Origin of the sequence: Insulibacter thermoxylanivorax, from assembly GCF_015472005.1 — a bacterium.
Classification (GTDB): Bacteria; Bacillota; Bacilli; order Paenibacillales; family DA-C8; genus Insulibacter; species Insulibacter thermoxylanivorax.
Genome location: NZ_BMAQ01000009.1, coordinates 100,667 through 121,174 on the forward strand (window position 1 = coordinate 100,667; position 20,508 = coordinate 121,174).

Consider the following 20,508-nt stretch of genomic DNA (forward strand, 5'->3'; position numbering starts at 1 on the left):
TCCTTACATCTATAATCGCAACACATATCACTCGTACAACCTCTCGATCAGTCTGGCTGTGACAACCGCAGTTTCCGCTCTGGTCACAGGACGCAGCGGCGAGAACTGCCCTTGGCCCGTACCGCGCAACAGGCCCGCACGGTGCAGGACATCAACCGCCTCAAGCGCATAATCAGCGATCTGATGCTGATCTTGGAATCCCCATCCTTCATTGACCCTCGGCAGCTGGATGCCCAGCGTCTGCAGCGCGCGGTCGATGAGCACCGCCAGATCTTGCCGGCTGATCGCATCGGCAGCGACGAAGCGGCCGTTGCCGATGCCCCGGGCGATTCCTAATTGTTCCGCCGCGGCAATCGCATCATGCCACGGGGAGTTGGCCTCGACATCGGAGAAAGACGCAGGTTGATCGGCAGCTGCCAATGCAAGGCCGTTCACCAGCATATGCGTGAATGCGCCGCGAGTGATAGGCACTGCCGGCTCGAAACGATGGTCATCTCCGATCATGACGATGCCTCTAGCAGCTAGAAGCTCGATGCTCTGCTTAGCCCACTCCACATCGGAGATATCTGTCAGATGTACGTTCTCATGCCATACCGCAAACTTGCCCAGATGCTTCGGCCGGAAGAGCACAGCTTCCGCCCCAAGATCGAACAATCCGTTGGACACCGGCAGGATCTCGCCGTCTTCGCTGATGAAGTGTACGACCACTTGATGCGGCATTTCCTCTTCTCCCAGCGCATAAGGGATCTCAACGATCAGCTCGCTGCCTTTAAGCTCCTCGATCCGCGTGCCGTTCACCTTAATCGCAATATCATACAGCGTACGGCCGACTAACTTGCGCCGGATGTCAGCCGGCAGTTCTGCCGGATCCAACTTAGCAACGGACACCTCAACTTGTCCCTTTCCTGCTGCACTGCCTGCAGCTTCCGCCAGCCACACCGCGGACAATTGAATAATCGCCAAGTCAGTCCTTAGCACGAGCGACTCTACGCCTTCATCACGGGCTTGCACGAGCTGCTCCGACGACAGGACCGCAGCAGCTCTATCCCCTTTAACGGGAACCTCGAGATCAAGCGTGCTGTCCATGCCGTCGGCCAGCCAAGCGGCCAGATCGATCTTGGTAACCGATTGATCGACGGGAGTGATCATCCAAACGCCGCCTGCAGATCCGCCTCCTTTCCCGCTGCCATTGCCGATGTCATTACCGCTGCCGGCAGAGCCGTCCCCATCGTCATCGTCACCATCACTGTCTTCATCGTCGCCGCCATCCTCGCTGCCGCGGTCATCTCCGCCGCCGCCATCGATGCCAGGCAACTCAGTGCCCAGATATCCGACCTGTACATTATCGATCAGCATCCAGTTGCCGCTGTTGCCGTCGGTATAGAAGCCGATTGTCAGCTGGCCGCTCTCAACTTCAACAACCCGTTCATTGGCCCTCATGCCGCTCGATGCGGGAATATCCACACGCACCTCATCCCCGCCGCGGCTGCGGACATACATGTAATGAGCATTCATGTCCCCGCCGTTGTATGACCAGAAGGTGATCCGGTAGAACCCGTCCGCCAATCCCGCGATCGTCTGCCATACATCGGATTGGAAGGGCTGCTCCAGCCAAGCGGAGAGCACGTAGTTGCCATCCACGGCTTGCTCATGGTATTGGATGTAGGTTGCCTGTTTGGTTGTGCTGACATGCCATTCCGGGATGATCGTGCGGTCATGCTCGACCCGCAGCTCGAAGCTGGGGTTATTAAGCAGAATCGGAGTCAGCAGGCGAACCTCCACATCCTTCGTCGTCTGCCGTGCTTTCACCGTGACCCTAGGCGAGTATCCGTCGAGATAGCCTTCCGCCGCCACCCGCACCACATATCCGGAGCCCGCCGGAACGCCGTCCACAACATAGCGCCCCGCTTCATCCGTCAGCGTTCGGTACTCTTCATCTCCGCGTTCAACGATTACCGCCGCACCTGCCACCGGTTCTTTGGCGGGATTTGTAACCACACCGGAGATCGCTCCCAAGCTGGACAACAGGACAAAATCTACGCCATCCGTCACCTGACCGATCTCCACCGAGACGCCTTCCACAAGCGCCGCATCATACTTCTCCTTCACAGCCTGCACAGTATACCCCTCGCCGGCTGGCACATGCAGGATCTCATACCGTCCGGCGGCATCGGTTACGGCGGCATAGCGCTGCTCCTTAGTGTCGACGCTGACGACCGCTCCTTCGACGGGAAGCCCCGCCGCGTCCACGACTTTGCCGCTGATCGATCCGGAAATCAGCACGATCCTAATCGCATCAGCCTCTGTTGTTTCGCCTGCGCGGACCGATACCTCCGACAGGAAGCCGGGAACGTAACCCGCTTTAGCCGCCATGACGATATAGCCCGTGCTTTCAGGTACATCTTGCAGCACATAGCGCCCGTGCTGATCCGTCTCGGCTGTGAAGACATCCTCACCGGCGCTGACCGTCACCTTCGCACGAGGCGCAGGGTCGCCGGCATCATCCAGCACCGTGCCGCTGATCCGCCCTCCGGTCAACATCACGATGACACCCACGGTGTTCTGTCCGGCCAGAACCCGATCGACATACGCGGTCCCGGACTCATACCCCGGCTTGCTCGCCTCGATGCGGTAATCGGTGCCCGGCGGAACATCAGGGAACAAGTAATTCCCCCACGGATCCGCTTTCGCATACCGCATCTCGCCGCTTGCAAGCGTTAGACGAAGCTCCGCCCGCGCGATTCCGGTACCGCCTGTACCCAGCACCCGTCCTATGATGTTGCCTGTCTCAGAACCTTCCGTATTGTACAGATAAGCATCATGTACCGGCAGCGCTTTGCCGTCAAAATCAAACAACGTCGTATTGGAGACCACATTCACATCCGGTTGATCATCCGCTTCCCGGATGGCCCAGCCTACGCCCGGCACCTCGATCATGATCGGATCCCAGTACAGATCCCCGATGATGCGGCCGTTGCCCGCACTCTTCAATCCATTGAACAGCGCGATCATGAAGTTCTTCTGCCCTTCCGGCGAGCTCGTCTCCTCCGGATACGGCCCGTTGTTGGTCAACTGTCCAGGCGTGCCGTTCGGCAAGGTCGGATTCCACTTATACCCCGTTTCCATGACGAGGATATCCTTGTCATATTTTTCACTGATGTATACGAAGAAGTCCACCGCTTCTTCGATCGTCTTCTTCGTCCAGAACGGATAATAGGACGGACCGATCACATCGTACTCAACGCCGTATTCCGCCATCTTATCGAAGAAGGTTATATACTTCCCGTAGTTGCCGGCGTCATCCAGATGCAGCACAACGCGCGATTCCGGCGAAACCTCCTTAACAGCCTTATAACCTGCCTTCAAGAAATTCGCTAGATACCTCCAGTTGTCCCCGGCTGCCCGTCCGTATGGATACAAGAGACCGCCCTGCATCTCATTGCCTAAGGATACATACTCGGGAAGCGTCCCCTGCTCCTTCAAAGCCGTCATGATGTCCTTCGTATATTCATACAGCAGTTCTTCTAACTTCTTGGCAATCTGCTCCTCATCCGTCATGCCCTCAATCTCTTCTTGCCAATCATATGGGATGATCTGCGTCTCGCCGTTCGTCCAATAGTCGCTGTAATGGAAGGTGAATTGGATCTGCAGCCCGGCATCCTTCGCCCGTCTCGCCAGCTTCAGGACATCCTCCTTGTCCATGATACCTTCCTGGCGGTAGTACTCGCCGTTGCCGCGCCCTTTGCCCGGATTGTTGTAAAGTCTAATGCGGACGATGTCATGACCGTTCTCCTTCAAGATCTGGAACAGATCCTTCGGATTGCCCTCGCGGTCGTAGAAGATGCCGCCCCGCGATTCGATGTGGGTTAGCTCCGAGATATCCCCGCCCTTGAGCAGCCGATACGGCTGATCGTCCTTGACCAGTTCCACCCGGTCGATCATCGCCCAGGTGCCCGCTTCCCCCTTCGTATGCAGACCGATCGTCAAGGTACCGTCCGCTGCCTCGATCCCTCGGACATAGACCTTCGTCCACCCCTCCGTTTCCGGCAATGCCGTACGCGCTTCTGAACGGCTGGAGCCAGCTGCGAACAGATAAGCGATGCCGTCTCCCCGTCCCCCATGCCAGGCCCAGGCGGACAAGGTGTAGGGTCCGTTCTCCAGATTCTCCAGTCGCTGATAAGTGCGCACTTCATAGCCCTGATCAGCTAGGTGCATCAGGGCATGCCCGCTCTTGTATCCCACGCTGCCTGCATCAGAAGCATCCTTATCCCCCTGTACTTCCCAGCCGACAAGGGTCCCATCATCCGCAAGCTCCTCGAAGTCATAGTTTACAATCGGTACACCCTTCGGCTCCCCGTCATCCTCTGTCACTTTTGAGATTTCCACTAAGTCGATGTTGGCCCATGCTCCGCCTTCCGCATCAGCATAGAAGCCAATCGTCAGTTCGCCATGGCTCACCGTGAAGGGCAGGGTGACCTTCGTCCACGTATTCACGCGAGGAAGATCCACTCTCGCCTCGGTACCGTCCCCTCCTCGCACATACATATACAGTTCATGGAACGTGCCGTCACTTGCTGTCCAGACGGAGATTTCATAATCCCCGTAGACGATTCCCGTCACCGTCTGCCAAGTATCGGCGATATACGGGGAGCTGCTCCAATAATTCAGGTTATGCGAACCGCCGCCGGCCGGCGCCCATCCGCTCCCTTGTTTAATCGCATCGCTGCCGTTGGTCTGCCACATGGACAGGCCGTCCTCGAAGCTGTTATTCGGAATGATCACCATGTCTTTGCCTCCATCTCCTAAGTAAGTCAGTGTGACCAGATCCACACCCAGCCAAGCTCCCGCATGCGCATCCGCATAGAAACCGATCGTCATCCCGCCGTCCTGAATCTCCACCTGCAGATGGACCTGCGTCCATTGACTGGAACTGGGGATCGCTGCCTTATGGGTTTGCTCTCCCGCGGTTTTCACGTACATATATTTCTCATCAAACTCACCGTTCACTGCCGTCCAAGCGGACAGCATGTATTTGCCGTTCTTAAGGTCTGTAATCGTCTGATAAGTATCGGCAACATAAGCGGTATCGCTGTAATAACTCAGCTTCTTATGACCGCCGCCGTCGGGGACCCATCCATCATCGCTAATCGAGATCGCTTCGCTGCCATTCGTCTCCCAGTCATCGAGATCTTCCTCGAAGCTGGGATTGAGGATCAGCACATTCTCCGCAGCTATGGCCCGGCTTGCTTCATATGGAGCCAGTACAGCCGACTGCGCAACAACCAAAGCCAGCATCAACAGCACATTGCCGATTCGCTTGAACATGGTACCTTCCCCCTTACCATCAGTCATTCTCATCCCCTCCTGTTGAACTGCCAGCATCCAACCACACAGGAACAGACCCCATGCAAGCGGATACAAAAAAGACCGACATCATCCCTTGCATGCGTCAGTCTCTTAGGATCTCTCAATTATAGATGGTAAAGCGTTGCGGATAAGAAATGTACGGCACAATCCCAAGATTTACAGTTAATAATGCAATCATTTAAAAAAAAAAGAAGTGCCGCATGCATACCTGACCGGGTACACATCAGCACTTCACGCGGATCTTACAGAATCGGTGATAACAAACGAGCAACCGATTCCCTTAAACGCAGCGAAAGCGGCCGCTGCTTATAAGCTTCAAGCGTCAACGGATCGCAATACTGCAAATCATCCAAGAAGATCTGCTCTAACTTCGAAGCGGTCTGGCTGTCGTAGATGATCGCATTGCTCTCGAAGTTCAAGCGGAAGCTGCGGATATCCATGTTCGCTGTGCCGACGGTTGCGATCTTCCCGTCAACGACGATCGTCTTCGCATGGAGGAACCCCTTGCGGTAGACGTACAGAGATACGCCGACCTCCAGCATATGTTCAAAATAAGAGATCGACGCCCAATACACGAAGCGGTGATCCGGTTTGCCCGGCACCATCAAACGCACATCCACACCCGACAAGGCTGCGATCTTAAGGGCCGCATACATGCTCTCATCGGGGATAAAATAAGGGGTCTGAATATATACGCTCTTCTTCGCCGATGCGATCATCTTGATAAAGGCATTCTTGATCAGCTCTTCCGATTCATTAGGGCCGCTTGACAGAATCTGGATACCCGCCTGCCCCTTGGCCGGAACTATGGGGAAATATGCCCGTTCCAGCCCGATGTTCGCCTTCTTCGATACATTCCAATCCAACAGAAACTGAACCTGCATCTGGCGAACGGCGCTGCCCTCAATTCTCAGATGCGTATCCCGCCAGTATCCGAACCGCGAATCCAAGCCGAGATATTCATCCCCCACGTTAAAGCCGCCGATATACCCCGTCATTCCGTCGATGATCACCAATTTGCGATGATTGCGATAATTCAGACGATGGCTCAGGGTCGGCAGTTTCAAAGGGAAGAAGTACGCTACTTCGCCGCCCGCTTCTCTTAGCCGATCAAAAAAAGAACGCGGCGTATGGATACAGCCAAGATGGTCGATCAGGAGCCTGACTTCCACGCCTTCGGCCGCTTTCCTCGCAAGTGCTTCGACCAGATTCTTGCCCAGATGATCGCCGCGGAAAATATAATACTGAACATGGATATGGTGCTTCGCCTGTTCGATCTTCTGGAACAGATCCGCAAATTTGTCGGTGCCGTCGGTGAAGATCTTCACGGAGTTATCTTGTGAGTACAGGGAATGCCCTGTGCGCAGATTCATCTGAATGAGGTCCTTGTACGCCTCCGTATGCGGATCGTTGAACGCCAGATTGACCAGTTCTTCTTGCTGTCTGGTCACCAGCTGATTCGCCAAAGCAAGATGTTCTTCGGTTAAGCGATACACTTTGCGCCGGTTTAGATTCTGTCCGAAGAAGATATAGACGATGAAACCTATGCCGGGCAGAAACAACAACACCAACAGCCATGCCCAAGTCACGGCGACGTTGCGCCGCTCCAAGAAGATGACCGTAACGGCAAACACGATGTTGATCACTAGGATCACAAGGGAAATCACAGCCCCGGAATTCATCTCAGATGACTGCATCCTTTCTCAAAGCTATACTGCTATCGTCTTCTACTAGTCCGCATTGTCATATATTCCCAGTCCATCATACGACTTCATGCTGTTATTCCTCTTAGTCATCTATCTCACTCGTCTTCCGACTTCCGTTCAATCCTCCGCCAATCCATGCTTAAAGGCATAGATTGCTGCCTGTGTGCGGTCTTCCACGCCGAGCTTCGCGAGGATATTCGTGACATGGAACTTCACCGTCTTCACGCCGATCACCAGCTCATCCGCGACCTCTTGGTTGGACTTGCCCTTGGCGATCAAACGAAGCACTTCCATCTCCCGCTCCGTCAGGTCCTCATGCGGCAGATGTTCAGCGGGCTTGCGGAAGCGGTTCATGATCTTCGATGCCACTTGCGCTTCCAAGACCGGCTGACCCTTCACCGCTTGCCGGATCGCCTGCGCGATCTCATGCGCCCGGGAGGTCTTCAGCAGATAGCTGAAAGCCCCCGCTTCGATCACTGGATAGATCTTCTCATCGTCGATGTAGCTCGTCAGCACGATGACTTTGCAATCGGGCAGCTCTTTCAACAAACAGCGAGTCGTCTCGATCCCATCCATGCCGTCCATGACGAGGTCCATAAGCACCACATCGGGTTTGTATTGCACAGCTAAGCGGATGCCCTCTTCACCGTTTGACGCCTCGCCGACGAGGTCGATGTCCTCTTCCGTTCCCAGCACGGCTGACAAGCCGATGCGAACCATCTCGTGGTCATCCACCAGCAGCACTTTAATCTTGTCCTTGCTCATCCGAACCACTTACTCCTTCTATTAGGATCGGTACGCGGATATCGATCCGCGTTCCCCTGCCAGGTGCTGACAGGATCTGAATCGATCCGCCGATTTCGTTCACTCTCTCCTGCATCGAGATGATACCGTAGGAGGCGGATTTCTTCACTTCCATATCAAATCCAACGCCGTTATCCCGTATGAACAGACGAACATAGTCTTGCCTGCGCTGCAGGCGCAGCTCAATCTTATCGGCGCGTGAATGTCGCAGGGAATTGGACAAGGCCTCCTGCGCGATGCGGAACAGATGATCCTCGATACCCCGCGGCAGCTGCACCTCATCGTCCATCTCAAACTGAATTCCGATCGGTACTTTGGCTCTCAGTTCCTGAATCAGCTCATACAAGCCCTGCGCAAGCCCCTTGCCCTCCAGATGGACCGGCCGCAAGTGAAGCAGCAAAGCGCGCATCTCCGATTGGGCCACGGAAGCCATCTCCTCGATGAGCGCCACTTGCCGCTGCGCTTTTGCGAAGTCCTTGTCCATCGTGCGGCCGAGCGCCGTCGCCGTCATGGAGATCGCGAACAACTGCTGGCTGACCGCATCGTGCAGTTCCCGCGCCAGTCGCTGCCGCTCTTCCGTAACCGCGGAGTAGCGCACCCGCTCCGCCAGCTCAGCGTTATTCGCCGATAACCGCTGCAAGGAAGTTACCTGTTCTTCCCATTTCTTGCTGATCCGCCCGAGCTGTTCGCCGAGTCGCCCGATCTCGTCTTCGCCGAGATCAGGTACCGCTCTAGTCAGATTCCCCTTCTCCAACATCAGCATCGACTCGGACAACACCTCGAGCCGTCGTTTGATCTTGCTGCTCTGCCAATAGCCGTAGAACGCTCCCAGTCCGAATACGATCAGGGCGATCGTCAGCCCGTTCCTCAGGACATCGAGCCAGTGCCCATCCAGTTCGAAATAATCATAGATGTAGAGAAGATACAGAATCACCGCCGTCAACAGCAGGCTGAACAGGATCGCGCTGCCCATGCTGCGCCATATCATATTCGTCAATCTGCGTCCGCGGTTCATCCCTGTACCCTCCTTCATGCCTGTCATTACAGCACGGTCACATTCACATCACCGACTACATAGGACAATGTAATGTTCACTTTGTGCTCTGCCGTATCATAATTCAGCGACTGCCAGGTCATCTTCGTGACCAGGCCGTCCTGCTGTTCCAGTCCGATCTTCGTCTGACCGATGAGGATGATGGACTGGATATGCACCCCGATATCATCGGGCACGATGATATCGATGTCACCTACGACACCTTGCAGAAGGAGCGTCGTCTCCGGCTCCTCGATGATCGCCAGCGACAAGTCCAGATTCATCTCGCCGACGATCGACCATACGGCCATGTTCTGAAGCACCCAAGGTTCTTTATTCCAACGGATGCTTTCCAATATATTATGTCTTTGCGTATAAGATGGATTGCCTTGCAGCTGATTCGATCGCACCAGATAGTAGCCGAAGGAGATGAGAATCACGGCAAAGACAATGGACAGATGACTCAGCGCCAAGAACATCAGCCCGATCCCAATCAGCACATAGCCAGTGCGATTCTCGCCGCTCTTCAGCTTATAGATGCCGAGACCGACGACCAGGATCGCCGTAACCGTAAAATACCCGATGAGATTCCCCAGAAGTATATATAGGCCTGCACCGATTAAGACCAGGGCGGTATTGCGGTTGCGCAGATTGTCCATGCCGTTCACCTCCTCGCTGGAAAGGTCAAGCCATAGGCTTGACACGCGCTATGGCTCGACTAACTTTTAGCATATCATATCTTCTTAGGACTTAAAATCCATCACTTCTTAGAGATCCTGCAGCAAGCTTCTCGCGAAGTGCGTTCATCTCAGCTTCTACTTTCTCTTGACGGACCAGATCAGCTTGCGGGTTAACGGTACTTCCCCCTGTGTAAGGGAGCTTGCTGATCTCCGCCTCCACTTCCATCTGGATGATCTTCTCCTCCATCCGTTGGAAGCCGATCGCTGCGGTGCCTGCACCGATTTGGTTCGATGCTGTCACCTGCGCCATCTGCTTCTTGGCTTTTGCGAGTTGTGCGCGGCTGACCAGTTCATTGCGCTTATTGCGCATCTGATAGAATTGGTTCTTCATATCATGCAGCTGCTGCATGAGTTCATCCGCTTGTGCCTTGGATGCCGCATGCATCTCCTCCAGCTCCGCTGCCTTCTCCGCATAGTGCAGCTTCTCTTCCAGCGCTTGCTTCGCCGTCGCCTCCTGGCCTTGTATCAGCGCGTCGATTGCTTGTTGTTCGCGCTCCTGCACCAGGCGGTTCAACTCATCAAGGCGCTGCTTCAGCCGGCGTTCATTCGCCATCTGCTTGGCAACGGTCACTTCCGCCTTCGCGATTTCCTCCTCCATATCGCGGATGTAATGATTTAACATCTTGATCGGATCTTCCACCTTATCCAGCAGATCATTGATCGACGCCTTCGTCATGTCCTTAATCCGTTGAAATACTCCCATCGTTAAATATCTCCTTTCTCCTGATTGTTTTTGTTATTCATCTGTCGTCCAGCTTGACTTTCATATTGGGCCAAGCGCTTCTTGAGTTCCTCAATCTCCTTGCGCAGCGCTTTGGTCTCCACCTCGCGCATCATCTTGTCCAGCTCATCCTCGGCTTGTGCGGAGGAAGCTGCCTGGTCGTCGCTTGCGGGACCGCTTTGCGGACCGCCGTTCCAGACGCCCTTATAAGCATGTTTGTGCTTCGCAGAGCCGTCTCCCCAGAACGAGAACCAAGACTGGCCGCCGTGCGGTCCATTGGAAGCAGGACCGAAGTTGAAGGTTGTCTTCGCATCATAGCCGCCTGGCTCCTCCGGGATGACCAGCCCGGCGATGACATACAGCAGGATCACCGTACCGCCGGAGAAGACCGCTCCAACGACTGCGACGATGCGAAGCAGCGTGGAATCGACTTGCAAGAGCTCGCCCAGGCCGCCGCAGACTCCGAATATTTTGCGATCCGTTGCGGATCTGTACAGTTTGGCCGTCATTTGCCTGCTCCCTCCTTCTCCAATCGTTCTTTCAGCTTCTGCAGTTCTTGCTCCAGCGTGCTCTTCAGTACGGAACCCGCTTGATAGATCGTCTCTTCCGTCATGCGGCGCAGTTCGCGCAGGGTCATCGTCTCCATCTCCAGATCCGATACGCGGTCTTCCAACCGGCGGAACGCGCTTTCCGTGCTTCTCCAGCCGGCTTGGTGCATCCTCTCATTCATGCGCTGCCTTAGGCGAATCGATTCCATGCGAGCCGCATAATACTGCCGTTTGGACAACACTTCCTCGTATTCGGTTCGTAAGGTAGCCAGCTCTTGCGTGAGTTCAGCGACATTCGACTTCGCTTGCTCGTACAATCCCTTATACTGCTGGGCCTTCTCCTCGTTAAGCAATTTGTCTTGCAGCGCCAGCCTTGCGATCTCCTCCTCGCCCGCCTTCAGCGCCACGCTCGCCTGCTGTTCCCGCTTCTCGGCCAGCAGGCCGGCCTGCAAGTACTGCTCACGCATCGCTTCCATATGACGAGCGCACTGATTGTACAGCTGTTCCGTCTGCATGATCTGTTCTCTTCGCGCTGTCAGGAACTCATCGATCAACTTCACCGGGTCTTCAGCGCGCTCCAGTCGATCATTCAGGTTAGCGACGGTGATATCCCGGATCCTCTTCATCACGCTCATCGATCACACTCCTCCTTCTAATAGTCATGGATTGGTTTGCAGCTATATCTTGATATCCTCTAGATGGTCCTGTTCTGTTGCTTCAACATATGCACCCCGTACAGGATCAACGCGGCAGCGATCAGCCAGCCGATCAGCCCCGCTAATTTGCCGAAGAGGATGAGTCCGCCCAGAATGGCCAGCGGCCAACCGATGAAACCGCTGCGGTGTTTGATCAGGGTATAGCCAAGCACGAGCAAGATGATCGAGAAGATCCAACTCGTGAGACCTCCGAACCCGAAGCCGATCTTATGGAGTAAGATCAGTGCTCCGACGGCGATCAGGATGACTGCAATACCCGTTTTGCGATTCGTGCTCAATGTCGTTCACCGCCTTTCCGACTGTCGTCGATCTTTCTGTCTTTATTCTAGGGGAAGCAAGCTCTCGCCAAAACGGACCGGGGATGGTTTTTGACCTCGACTTTGGTCGGGGTTGTCCTCCGGTCTGCAGTTCAGTAACGCCGATCAGACACCAAAAAAGCAGGCCCCCTCTCGGGTTCCTGCTTGCCTTGAACACTCCATATTCAACGTATAATACCCTGCCGTGCTTAATCAGCCTTCTCCTTCCTCTCAAGCACCTCGACGATGGATGCCAAGAAGGCCAGCGCCAATCCCTGCCCCCAACCCTGCGCCCACTTGCGGTCGATGTTGAGATAACCTTGGATATCCTTCATCACCGCGGTACCGCCGGATACGTTCAGCACCCGTCCGTTGTCCGCGATGTTATCCAGGATCCCTTGGAGCGCCTTCTGCACATACTTCGAATGCATCGGGTTGCCGTTCTCGACCATCGCTGCCGCAATGCCGGCCGAAGCGGAGACCTCGCTGTAGGATTCCGGATAGTCCAGCACCGTTCCCCACAGACCATCCTCCCTCTGCAGATTCTTCAGAGCGGCGAGCTGATCGCGCAGCGAACTCCAGATATGCATCATCGGCGGATACAGGTATGCCTCGGGCAGGATCTTCGCCGCACGAGCCATCGTATAAGCCGCCCAAGCATTGGCGCGGCCCCAATAGATGCCGGACATATGGTCCTTGGTGATATGGTTATAGCCGTGATACCAGATACCGGTGTTCTCATCCTGCAGGTAATTGATATGCCAATAGAATTGATGCAGCGCATCGTTGATCAGACGTTTCTCATCCAATAGAATACCTACCCGCAGCATAAAGTATGCCGCCATGAATAAGGTGTCCGCCCAAGCCTGTTCAGGGAAATCGTTTTTGGACGAAACCGTATGCTGCAGCACGCGGTCCCCGAACCGCAGGGCATGGTTCTCCAGATAATCGATCTTGCTCATGATCAGGTCCAGGTACTTCTGGTCCTTCGTGTGCGCATACAGCGTGAGCAGCATGTGACCCATCGCGCATGTATTCACGGTCCATACCGGCAGTCCGACCTCGATATACTCATCACAGAAGGCCTTCATCCGCTCGATGTATGATTCTTCACCCGTTGCTTCATAAGCGCGGCTAATCCCATAATAGGCAACCCCGCACGGCCAATCCCAGGTCAGATCCATATTCAGTGTATAATCGACTACCCGCCCGATCGTCTGCTTCAGTTCCTTCGTATCCGCTTGCAGTTTCAACCTCGTTCCCTCCTGCACGTTGTCTTGATTCTCGTCGTCGCTCCATGTGATCTCCAAGTGCCCGTCTCCCCAATCTGCTTCTCACCAATCTGCCTATAGAGCTGATAGAGCGTCTAAAGCCCCCGCTGCAGCAGGGGCTCCGGACGAATGACGATTATTGAATGATATGTCCTGCGTCATAAGCCGCCTTCTTCTCATCCAGGATCTCTTGGTATCCTGCATCGAGGAAGGTTTGCTTCGCTTGCTCATACTTCTGATCGAATTGCTCCGGCGAAGACATGACGATATCCAGATACAACTCTTGGAAGAGGTTGTTCAGATCCGCTTTGTACTTCGCCACGGATTCGATCGGAACGGTGAACAGCGGGTCCGGGTAGTAGTATTCGATAACCTCGTCTCTGTACCTCATCATATCTTCGACGATGTACTCATATCCCGGCGGCGACCAGAAGCTCTTGAGCACCTTCTTCGTCTCCTCTTCCGAACCATAGGTCGGAGCTTCGATGACCAGGCACCAGTAGTCCTTGTTGTTGTTCGGCGACAACTTCGCTTCGCCGTCGTAGCTGTCATTCTTCACAGGAATGCCTTCTTCATTAAGCGTATAGGTTTCGCCTTCCGGGCCGTTCTGCAAGTAGAACAGGTTATCCGGCTGAATCATCCACTCTAGATACAGCCATACGGCGATGCGCTCGAGATCGGAGGATTCATGGTTGATTCCCATGATCATACCGAACGGCCAGTCGAGACGTCCTTGCGGTACGCCGCCCTCAGGCACTCCGGAGTAAGGAGGCAGCACTGCAAACTCTGCTTCCGGATTGTTCTTCAGCGTAGCTTCGAAGATATCCGTGTTGCTTGTGATGTACTCCCCATACGTACCCGTTCTTCCTGCGACGAACTCTGCCTTCACCTTGTTGTGGTCATCGCGCAGATAGAACTCTTGGTCGATGAGGCCGTTGTTATACTGATAGTTCAAGTTGCGCAGCCATTTCTCCGTTGCTTCCGTTGTGAAGTCTGCTACGGACAGGTCCGTATACAGGGCATGCTTCTCCGGATCTACCGGCCACTCGCGGAATGCGTAGCTGTAGTTGAACACGTCTTTCTGCAGCGAACCGCCCGCAACACCCAAACCTGCTTCCTTCCACTTCTCCAACATCTCATTGAACTTCTCCAGAGATGTCAGATCTTCAACCTTCATACCGACGGCTTCCACCCAATCTTTGCGGATGATGCCGACCCAGTTGCTGACGTTCGGACGCTCCGCAAAGAAGAAGACATGTTGTCCTTCAACTTCACCGTATTTGAGGATCGTATCCTTCATCTTCTCCCAGTATGTCGGAGCATAATGCGCGATCTCATCGAGATCCAGCGGCTGCATGACTTCCTCGCTGTAGTACGCCAGTGCTTGCGGCATATCATAGTGGAAGATGATATCCGGCGCCTTGCGCGCAGCAAGCAGCTGTTGGAAGTCCTGTACTTCTGTGGAGCGGCCGATCGGTACAAACTTGACATCTACGTTGTACTTCTCGCCGAACTCCTGCTGGATCCAGCGGGTATAGTAGTTGTCCGCTACGTTCCAGCCTTCGAAGGCACGGTCATACACAGGGATCTCCAGTGTTACCCGCTCAGGGAACCCGTTGCGGTAATCCACCTCTTCACCTGCGTTATTGTTCGTGCTCGTCGAAGGAGTGTTCGCATTCGAATTACTATTCGACGGCGAATCATTCTTGCCCGAGCACCCTGCCAGCAATCCCAGCAGCAGGACTGCAATGGCCAATAGTGAGAATGCCCTCTTCTTACTCAGTGAACTCATATCCTTTCCCCCTTAATTGATGTTGATATATATGAAGGAAAAATTGCTTACTCCTTAATCGCACCAAGCATAACGCCTTGTACAAAGTACTTCTGAATGAAAGGATATACACAAAGGATCGGCAAGGTTGCAAACACAACCACGGACGCCTTCAACACTTCAGGATTGCTTAAGTTGACGTTGGTCATCTCAAGCTGGAAACTCTCGCTCGCTTGTACGACCAAATAGTACAGTTTGAGCTGCAATGGGCGCAGCGATGTTTCGTGTTTGATGTAGAACAAGGCGTCTTGATACAGGTTCCATCTGCCGACCGCATAGAACAGGGACAGGGTAGCGATGATCGGCTTGGAAAGCGGCAGCACGATCGTCGTCAAGATTCGAAAATGCCCTGCTCCGTCGATCCTCGCAGCTTCCTCCAGACTATCCGGGATATTGCTCCTAATCGATGTTCTCATGATCAGAAGGTTAAAGGCGCTGAATGCCCCCGGCAAGATGAGCGACCATAACGTATCCAGCAAGCCTAAGTTGCTTACATTGAGATAATCGGGAATCATCCCGGCGTGGAAGATCAGCGTAAACATGAAGAGGTAGCTGAAGAAGGTGCCGCCTCGCAAATTTCGCCGTGAAAGCGGATACGCTGCACAGGTCGTGATGATCATCCCTAGTACGGTGAATGCTGTGGTTACGATTACGGACACATACAAGGACCGGACGATGCTGGCATCTGCCAGGATCTTATGATAGGCCTCCAGAGTGAATCCCTTCGGCCAAAGGAACACTTTGTTCGCGATGACATAAGCATCCGTACTTAATGACTTCGCGACCACATGGACGAATGGCAACAAACAGAGAAGTGATGCGATAGCTATTGTCGTGTAGATTGCTGCATCCACTGCACCAAAACGTCTGACGCGTTTTACAGCTTTGCTGCTTCCGGAACCTTGCATGGTTCACCTCCTCCCTATAGCAAGCCGTCTTCGCCCAGCCGCTTAGCGATCCGGTCAGCTATGATGATAAGCACAAGTCCTACCAAAGACTGGAATAATCCAATCGCGGTGGCACGGCTGAAGTTACCGCTCTCGATCCCCCAGCGGTAGACAAGTACTGGAATCGTCGTTGTGAATTCCGTGGTAGCCCGGTTCTGCAGAGACCAGATTCGTTCGAAGGAACCTTCCATGATTCTGCCGAGATTTAGAATCAACAAGGTGACGATCGTCGGCCGAATCCCTGGAAGAGTAATATGCCACATCTTTCTCCATCTGTTCGCACCGTCTACCGTCGCAGCCTCGTACAGCTCCGGGTTGACCCCGCTCATCGCAGCGAGATAGATGATGGTGCCCCAACCCATGCTCTGCCAGACTCCGATGGCGAGATAACTGGCGAGCCAGTGGTAATCTTCCTGTAGGAATGGTACGCGATTACCGCCTAATAACTCTATGAGATTATTGACTAGACCGTTGCCCAAACCGAGCAGCTGATAAGCCAGCGCACCGATGATAACCCAGGACAGGAAGTGCGGCAAGTACAGAAGCGTCTGATTGATCCGCTTGAAGGTTACGTGTTTGATCTCATTCAGCAGCAACGCCAAGAAGATCGGTGCAGTAAAGCTGAATATCAGGTCAAGCGAATTCAACAGCAGCGTGTTGCGCAACGCCTTGAGGAAATCCCGGTGAGAGAATACCTCCCTGAAAACCTCAAAACCTACCCACTCACTGGCCCAGAACCCTCTGGCGATCTTATAATCCTTAAATGCAACGACAAGTCCCGTTAATGGTAAGTATTTGAATGTTAAAGCGAACGCCAACGGAAGAATGAGCAAGACATATAACTGCCAATTCTGTTTCAAATAATTGATGAGTTGCTTCCGATCCTGCTGTTTCATCTTGCGAGCTAATTCTTTGTCGGATTTGCTTGCAACATTGATCGAAGCGCTTTCAACTTTCATTGTCTCACCTCCTGCTGCAGAAGCGTTCTGATCCGTCGATCGTCAGGAAGGTGTGTTGGTCTGACGTTCTCCGAAATCGCTTTCATCATAACCCGACGCCGCCGCAGACGTAAAGAGTAGGGTTTGATACTGGGCGTCATTTTTGATCAAAGCGCTTACATATCGCTGCTTTCACGCCGCGTTGTGATCAAAAATGATCATGATGAGCAATATTGACCATTATAAGACCAGCATCCCCAGCAGGGATCTTAACATCCTTCAAAAATAACAGGGTCTTCTGTTCAGCATAGGAACAGAAGACCCCGTCTAACATGTCGTTTGAAGGATCAGATTTCATGCTGCGGTGTCAATTTTAAAGAGCGATAGTTGCTTGGCGACATCCCTTCGAATTTGCGGAAATAGCGGTTAAAACTCTGCACATTATGATAACCGACCTTCTCGGCAATCTGCGAGATCGTCAGTTCCGTATCGAGGAGGAGCTCCTTCGCTTTGTCGATGCGCAGCTGGTTTAGGCAGTCGATCAAACTCTTGCCCGTTGTTTCGGAAACGATCTTGCGCATATAGGAGTAGCTGATGCCGATCTCCTTAGCCATATCTTCAAAAATGATGTCCTGATGGTAATGATCCTCAAGATATTTGATGATCCGGTCGCTGTGATTGCTCTTCTGCTGATGGCTGTCCAGCTGTTTGATGATCTGACGGTAAAATTCCCGCAGATACTCCTCGATCTCCTCGATCGTATCGAAGGAGGCCAAGGTCGAATAGACATTGCTGCGCCCCGCGAAGAGGCGGGCGATATTGGTATTCTCCCGCAGGTGTTTGATCGTTACGCCCGCCAGCTGGTTATAGATGAACAAAATGTTGTCATAGGAGATGTATTCTACGGAGAGAATCTCCTTTCGAATCTCCTCCAGTTCCTTGTAGATGCTGTCAAGATCCCTTGAGTCGAGATAATTCAAGATCCGCCGCTCGCTGTTGGCCGGGTAGATGTACTTGTGGCTGCCTTCGGCCTCTTCCCGCCAGAAGGTGATGCAGCCGCCGCCCTTAATCATGCGCAGTTTGATCAGCTCCATCGCTTCCGCGAGCAGGTCCGGGATCGTGCTGCAGTTCTCCGTATAGTCGCTGATGCTGATCGTTACCGTATGCGCAAACAACTCCTGCCCCTTATCCCTGATCCTCAGGAATAACGCTTCGAGGGTATCGTGGATGGATTCCTCGCTCAGTCGTTCCCCGTTCATCACGAAGGCAAAATAGCCGTCCCCCATATAGACGACTTGCAGGCGCATGTCATCGGGAAACTGTTCATGGCACCACTGCATGAACAGGTAGCGATTGTAGCTGCGCGTCTCCCGGTTGTTCTTCTTCACATAGTCCCGATAGCGGTCGATGGAAAGCACCGCCAAACGGAAGATCGTCTCCGGGAAGATCTCCGAAATCGACTCCGCTGGTTCCCCTCGCAGTAATCGCTGTACGGCGAGATTGCGCGCATCCTGCTCACGTTTCTCCAGAAGCTTCTGAAGCGCTGCCTCTTCTTCCTGCATGCGTTTGAAAGCATCGTCCAAGAAGGCGAGCTCATTCCGCTTCTGCAAGGCTTCGAGTTTCGGATTGGAGCGCACCGCCTGCACCAGCCGGCGCACGGGAGTCGACAGCCATCTCGCCAGCAAGACGGTGGCGATGGCCGCGATGATCAACGTGATGATCATCATCATCGTCAGATTGCGCTCGATCTGATTCGTCTTGGTCATCAGATCATCCATCGAGAAGAGTTTAACGAATATCCACTCCTTGTGCGGCGTGGAGGTCCAGGTGACGAGCATGCGCTCCCCGTCCAATTCTTCGAACAGATAGCCTTCAAGCTGCGAGCCGGTCATGATCCGCTGCACCAAGGGCCAGTCCGATGCATCTGCCAGCAGCAGACTCTTGTCATTATGCGAGACGACTTGACCATCGGCATTCAACAGAAAATATTGCTGTTCGGCTGGATTGGAAGACCTCAGGTAATCGCTGATCTGGCTTTCAAGCAGATTGACGACGATCGCCCCGTTGGTCGTGGTGGTTAATTTGCTCAGCGGCAGAGCATAGGTCAGCACCGTCACACCGCTGTTCAATTCCCGCGGATACCAGATCCCGACGATACCCTGACTTGCTTCGAACTGCTCATCCAGCCAATCGATGGGTTCGTAGGAGGATAATCTCGTAATTCCCTTATCCGTAGAGATCACATAATCCGAGCCGAATTGATAGAAAAAGGCGGAATAGACCCCGTCCACACGGTGGTTGAGATTCACCAGCTCCTTCAACAGGGACAACCCGTAATTGACATTGTTGTAGTTGGCATTGATATCATCATAGGTTTCCATGAATCGGATCTGATTGAATATCGTAGATGAAGACAGCCTCACCGCATCACTGGCGAGGTTCGCGATCGAATTCTCGAAGAGATGGCGATTTGCGATCAGTCCGGCTAAGGAAGTCTCCGCGATCATCTCCTCGGAATTCGCCAAGAACTTGGATCCGCTGTAGGAAGTCAGAACCGTCGTCGGTATCACCATGACGCAGAACATGATGATGACCAGTTGCAGCATCATCGGGATCCGTCTCATAAGCCCCCTCCTCATCCCTATAAACCGAACACCCGCACACTCACCTGTCCGACTCCAACTCCGGTTCCCTACAGCTTCCCGCTCAGCTCCATCAAAGAGCGGATCATATGCTCCGCGAGATTCGGGATATCCTCGATCTGTCCCTCGCCGATCCGGCGGTTGAAACGAACATCTGCGGAGACGGAATAATAGTCGGGCTTCTCAGAGGCTGTATCGTATGGATACAGGATGACCTGGCGGATAGGAAGCTCCGGCAGCCAGATATTAATCAGGATCACCTCAGCTTCCTTGCATCGCTTAAGGTCCCGCACCTTATAACGGAAACGAATGACCAGCGAACACAGCTCCGACGGGTCTCCCTCCTCCAAGATCTCCGCCGCCAGATCTGCAACAGAGGAGTACAGCCGCACCTCAGCCGTCGGCTCCTCGTGGCCGGCAAGTGCGAACTGCAAAGTGAACTGCCTGGACATCACCGCCATATCCAGGATATCCTCGCGATTGGTGATCGTGATGACAGCTTCTTGGTTGTCAAGATCATAAAGGTAATTTTCAAAAGCAACCTTCAAATTCTCATAAACCGTTGGGTGGAACATCTTCTACTCCCTTTTCTGCTCCCCGGCATGTGGTGACTACGCCATACGATAGGACACTTGGAACGTGCAGGATTCTTGTACAACAACTCCCCCACTGCGATCAAAGCCCCTTCATTCGCATCTGTTACCTTCATTATATCATGAGAGTATCGCAAGAAATGATAAGAAAGCCGAGAAAAACCGCAATTCATATACATAACTTGATGTTACAATGGACGTAAAGAGATCATGAAGTTGAGTAAAGGAGGATCACCGCGGATGAATGCTTCATCTCACGCGGCGCCTTCATCCTTATGTACACAGGATGAATTAGATAAAAAGTTGGACTCCGTAATTAACGGAGTCCAATTAAGACGATTTTATATTACTGCGG

General features: G+C 53.5%; 15 protein-coding genes. All 15 read right to left on the bottom strand.

The genetic code is table 11. The features are described from left to right. Positions 1-27: 27 nt before the first annotated feature. The 15 genes from PRECH8_RS06510 to PRECH8_RS06580 all read right to left on the bottom strand — a co-directional run bounded on the left by PRECH8_RS06510 (position 28) and on the right by PRECH8_RS06580 (position 20,135). Positions 28-5,352 (bottom strand): glycosyl hydrolase 53 family protein, encoded by a 5,325-nt coding sequence (locus PRECH8_RS06510; protein WP_200966281.1) that lies wholly within the window; start codon positions 5,350-5,352, stop codon positions 28-30. 257 nt (positions 5,353-5,609) lie between these two features. Beyond that, the gene (gene cls / locus PRECH8_RS06515) at positions 5,610-7,049 is read right to left on the bottom strand and encodes a cardiolipin synthase (RefSeq protein ID WP_200966282.1); all 1,440 of its coding nucleotides are present in this window, start codon (positions 7,047-7,049) and stop codon (positions 5,610-5,612) included. Positions 7,050-7,190: 141 nt separating this feature from the next. Next, positions 7,191-7,838 (bottom strand): response regulator, encoded by a 648-nt coding sequence (locus tag PRECH8_RS06520; protein WP_200966283.1) that lies wholly within the window; start codon positions 7,836-7,838, stop codon positions 7,191-7,193. Beyond that, positions 7,819-8,892, bottom strand: coding sequence for a sensor histidine kinase (locus tag PRECH8_RS06525; protein ID WP_200966284.1), 1,074 nt, complete (start codon positions 8,890-8,892; stop codon positions 7,819-7,821). Before PRECH8_RS06525 ends, PRECH8_RS06520 begins: the two co-directional genes overlap by 20 nt. A gap of 26 nt (positions 8,893-8,918) precedes the next feature. Continuing rightward, positions 8,919-9,569 (bottom strand): cell wall-active antibiotics response protein LiaF, encoded by a 651-nt coding sequence (liaF, locus tag PRECH8_RS06530; protein ID WP_200966285.1) that lies wholly within the window; start codon positions 9,567-9,569, stop codon positions 8,919-8,921. Positions 9,570-9,660: 91 nt separating this feature from the next. Beyond that, positions 9,661-10,353 carry a PspA/IM30 family protein gene (locus PRECH8_RS06535; protein ID WP_200966286.1) on the bottom strand — a complete coding sequence of 231 codons (693 nt, stop codon included), beginning with the start codon at positions 10,351-10,353 and terminating at the stop codon, positions 9,661-9,663. A gap of 2 nt (positions 10,354-10,355) precedes the next feature. After that, entirely contained in the window at positions 10,356-10,880 is a 525-nt protein-coding gene (locus tag PRECH8_RS06540; protein WP_200966287.1) for a PspC domain-containing protein, read from the bottom strand. Then, positions 10,877-11,554: a PspA/IM30 family protein gene (locus PRECH8_RS06545; RefSeq protein ID WP_200966288.1), complete on the bottom strand. Its 678-nt coding sequence runs from the start codon at positions 11,552-11,554 to the stop codon at positions 10,877-10,879. Before PRECH8_RS06545 ends, PRECH8_RS06540 begins: the two co-directional genes overlap by 4 nt. 59 nt (positions 11,555-11,613) lie before the next feature. Further along, positions 11,614-11,913, bottom strand: coding sequence for a LiaF transmembrane domain-containing protein (locus tag PRECH8_RS06550; RefSeq protein ID WP_200966289.1), 300 nt, complete (start codon positions 11,911-11,913; stop codon positions 11,614-11,616). A 227-nt stretch (positions 11,914-12,140) separates the two neighbouring features. Further along, positions 12,141-13,184, bottom strand: a complete 1,044-nt coding sequence (locus tag PRECH8_RS06555; RefSeq protein ID WP_242457467.1) for a glycoside hydrolase family 88/105 protein — start codon at positions 13,182-13,184, stop codon at positions 12,141-12,143. A 154-nt stretch (positions 13,185-13,338) separates the two neighbouring features. Further along, positions 13,339-14,994, bottom strand: coding sequence for an extracellular solute-binding protein (locus tag PRECH8_RS06560; protein WP_200966290.1), 1,656 nt, complete (start codon positions 14,992-14,994; stop codon positions 13,339-13,341). A 47-nt stretch (positions 14,995-15,041) separates the two neighbouring features. Next, entirely contained in the window at positions 15,042-15,941 is a 900-nt protein-coding gene (locus PRECH8_RS06565) for a carbohydrate ABC transporter permease (RefSeq protein ID WP_200966291.1), read from the bottom strand. A gap of 14 nt (positions 15,942-15,955) precedes the next feature. Further along, positions 15,956-16,876 carry an ABC transporter permease gene (locus tag PRECH8_RS06570; RefSeq protein WP_242457468.1) on the bottom strand — a complete coding sequence of 307 codons (921 nt, stop codon included), beginning with the start codon at positions 16,874-16,876 and terminating at the stop codon, positions 15,956-15,958. Positions 16,877-17,265: 389 nt separating this feature from the next. Further along, positions 17,266-19,542 (bottom strand): AraC family transcriptional regulator, encoded by a 2,277-nt coding sequence (locus PRECH8_RS06575; protein WP_200966293.1) that lies wholly within the window; start codon positions 19,540-19,542, stop codon positions 17,266-17,268. Positions 19,543-19,610: 68 nt separating this feature from the next. Further along, entirely contained in the window at positions 19,611-20,135 is a 525-nt protein-coding gene (locus PRECH8_RS06580) for a hypothetical protein (protein WP_200966294.1), read from the bottom strand. Between the last annotated feature and the right edge of the window lie 373 nt (positions 20,136-20,508).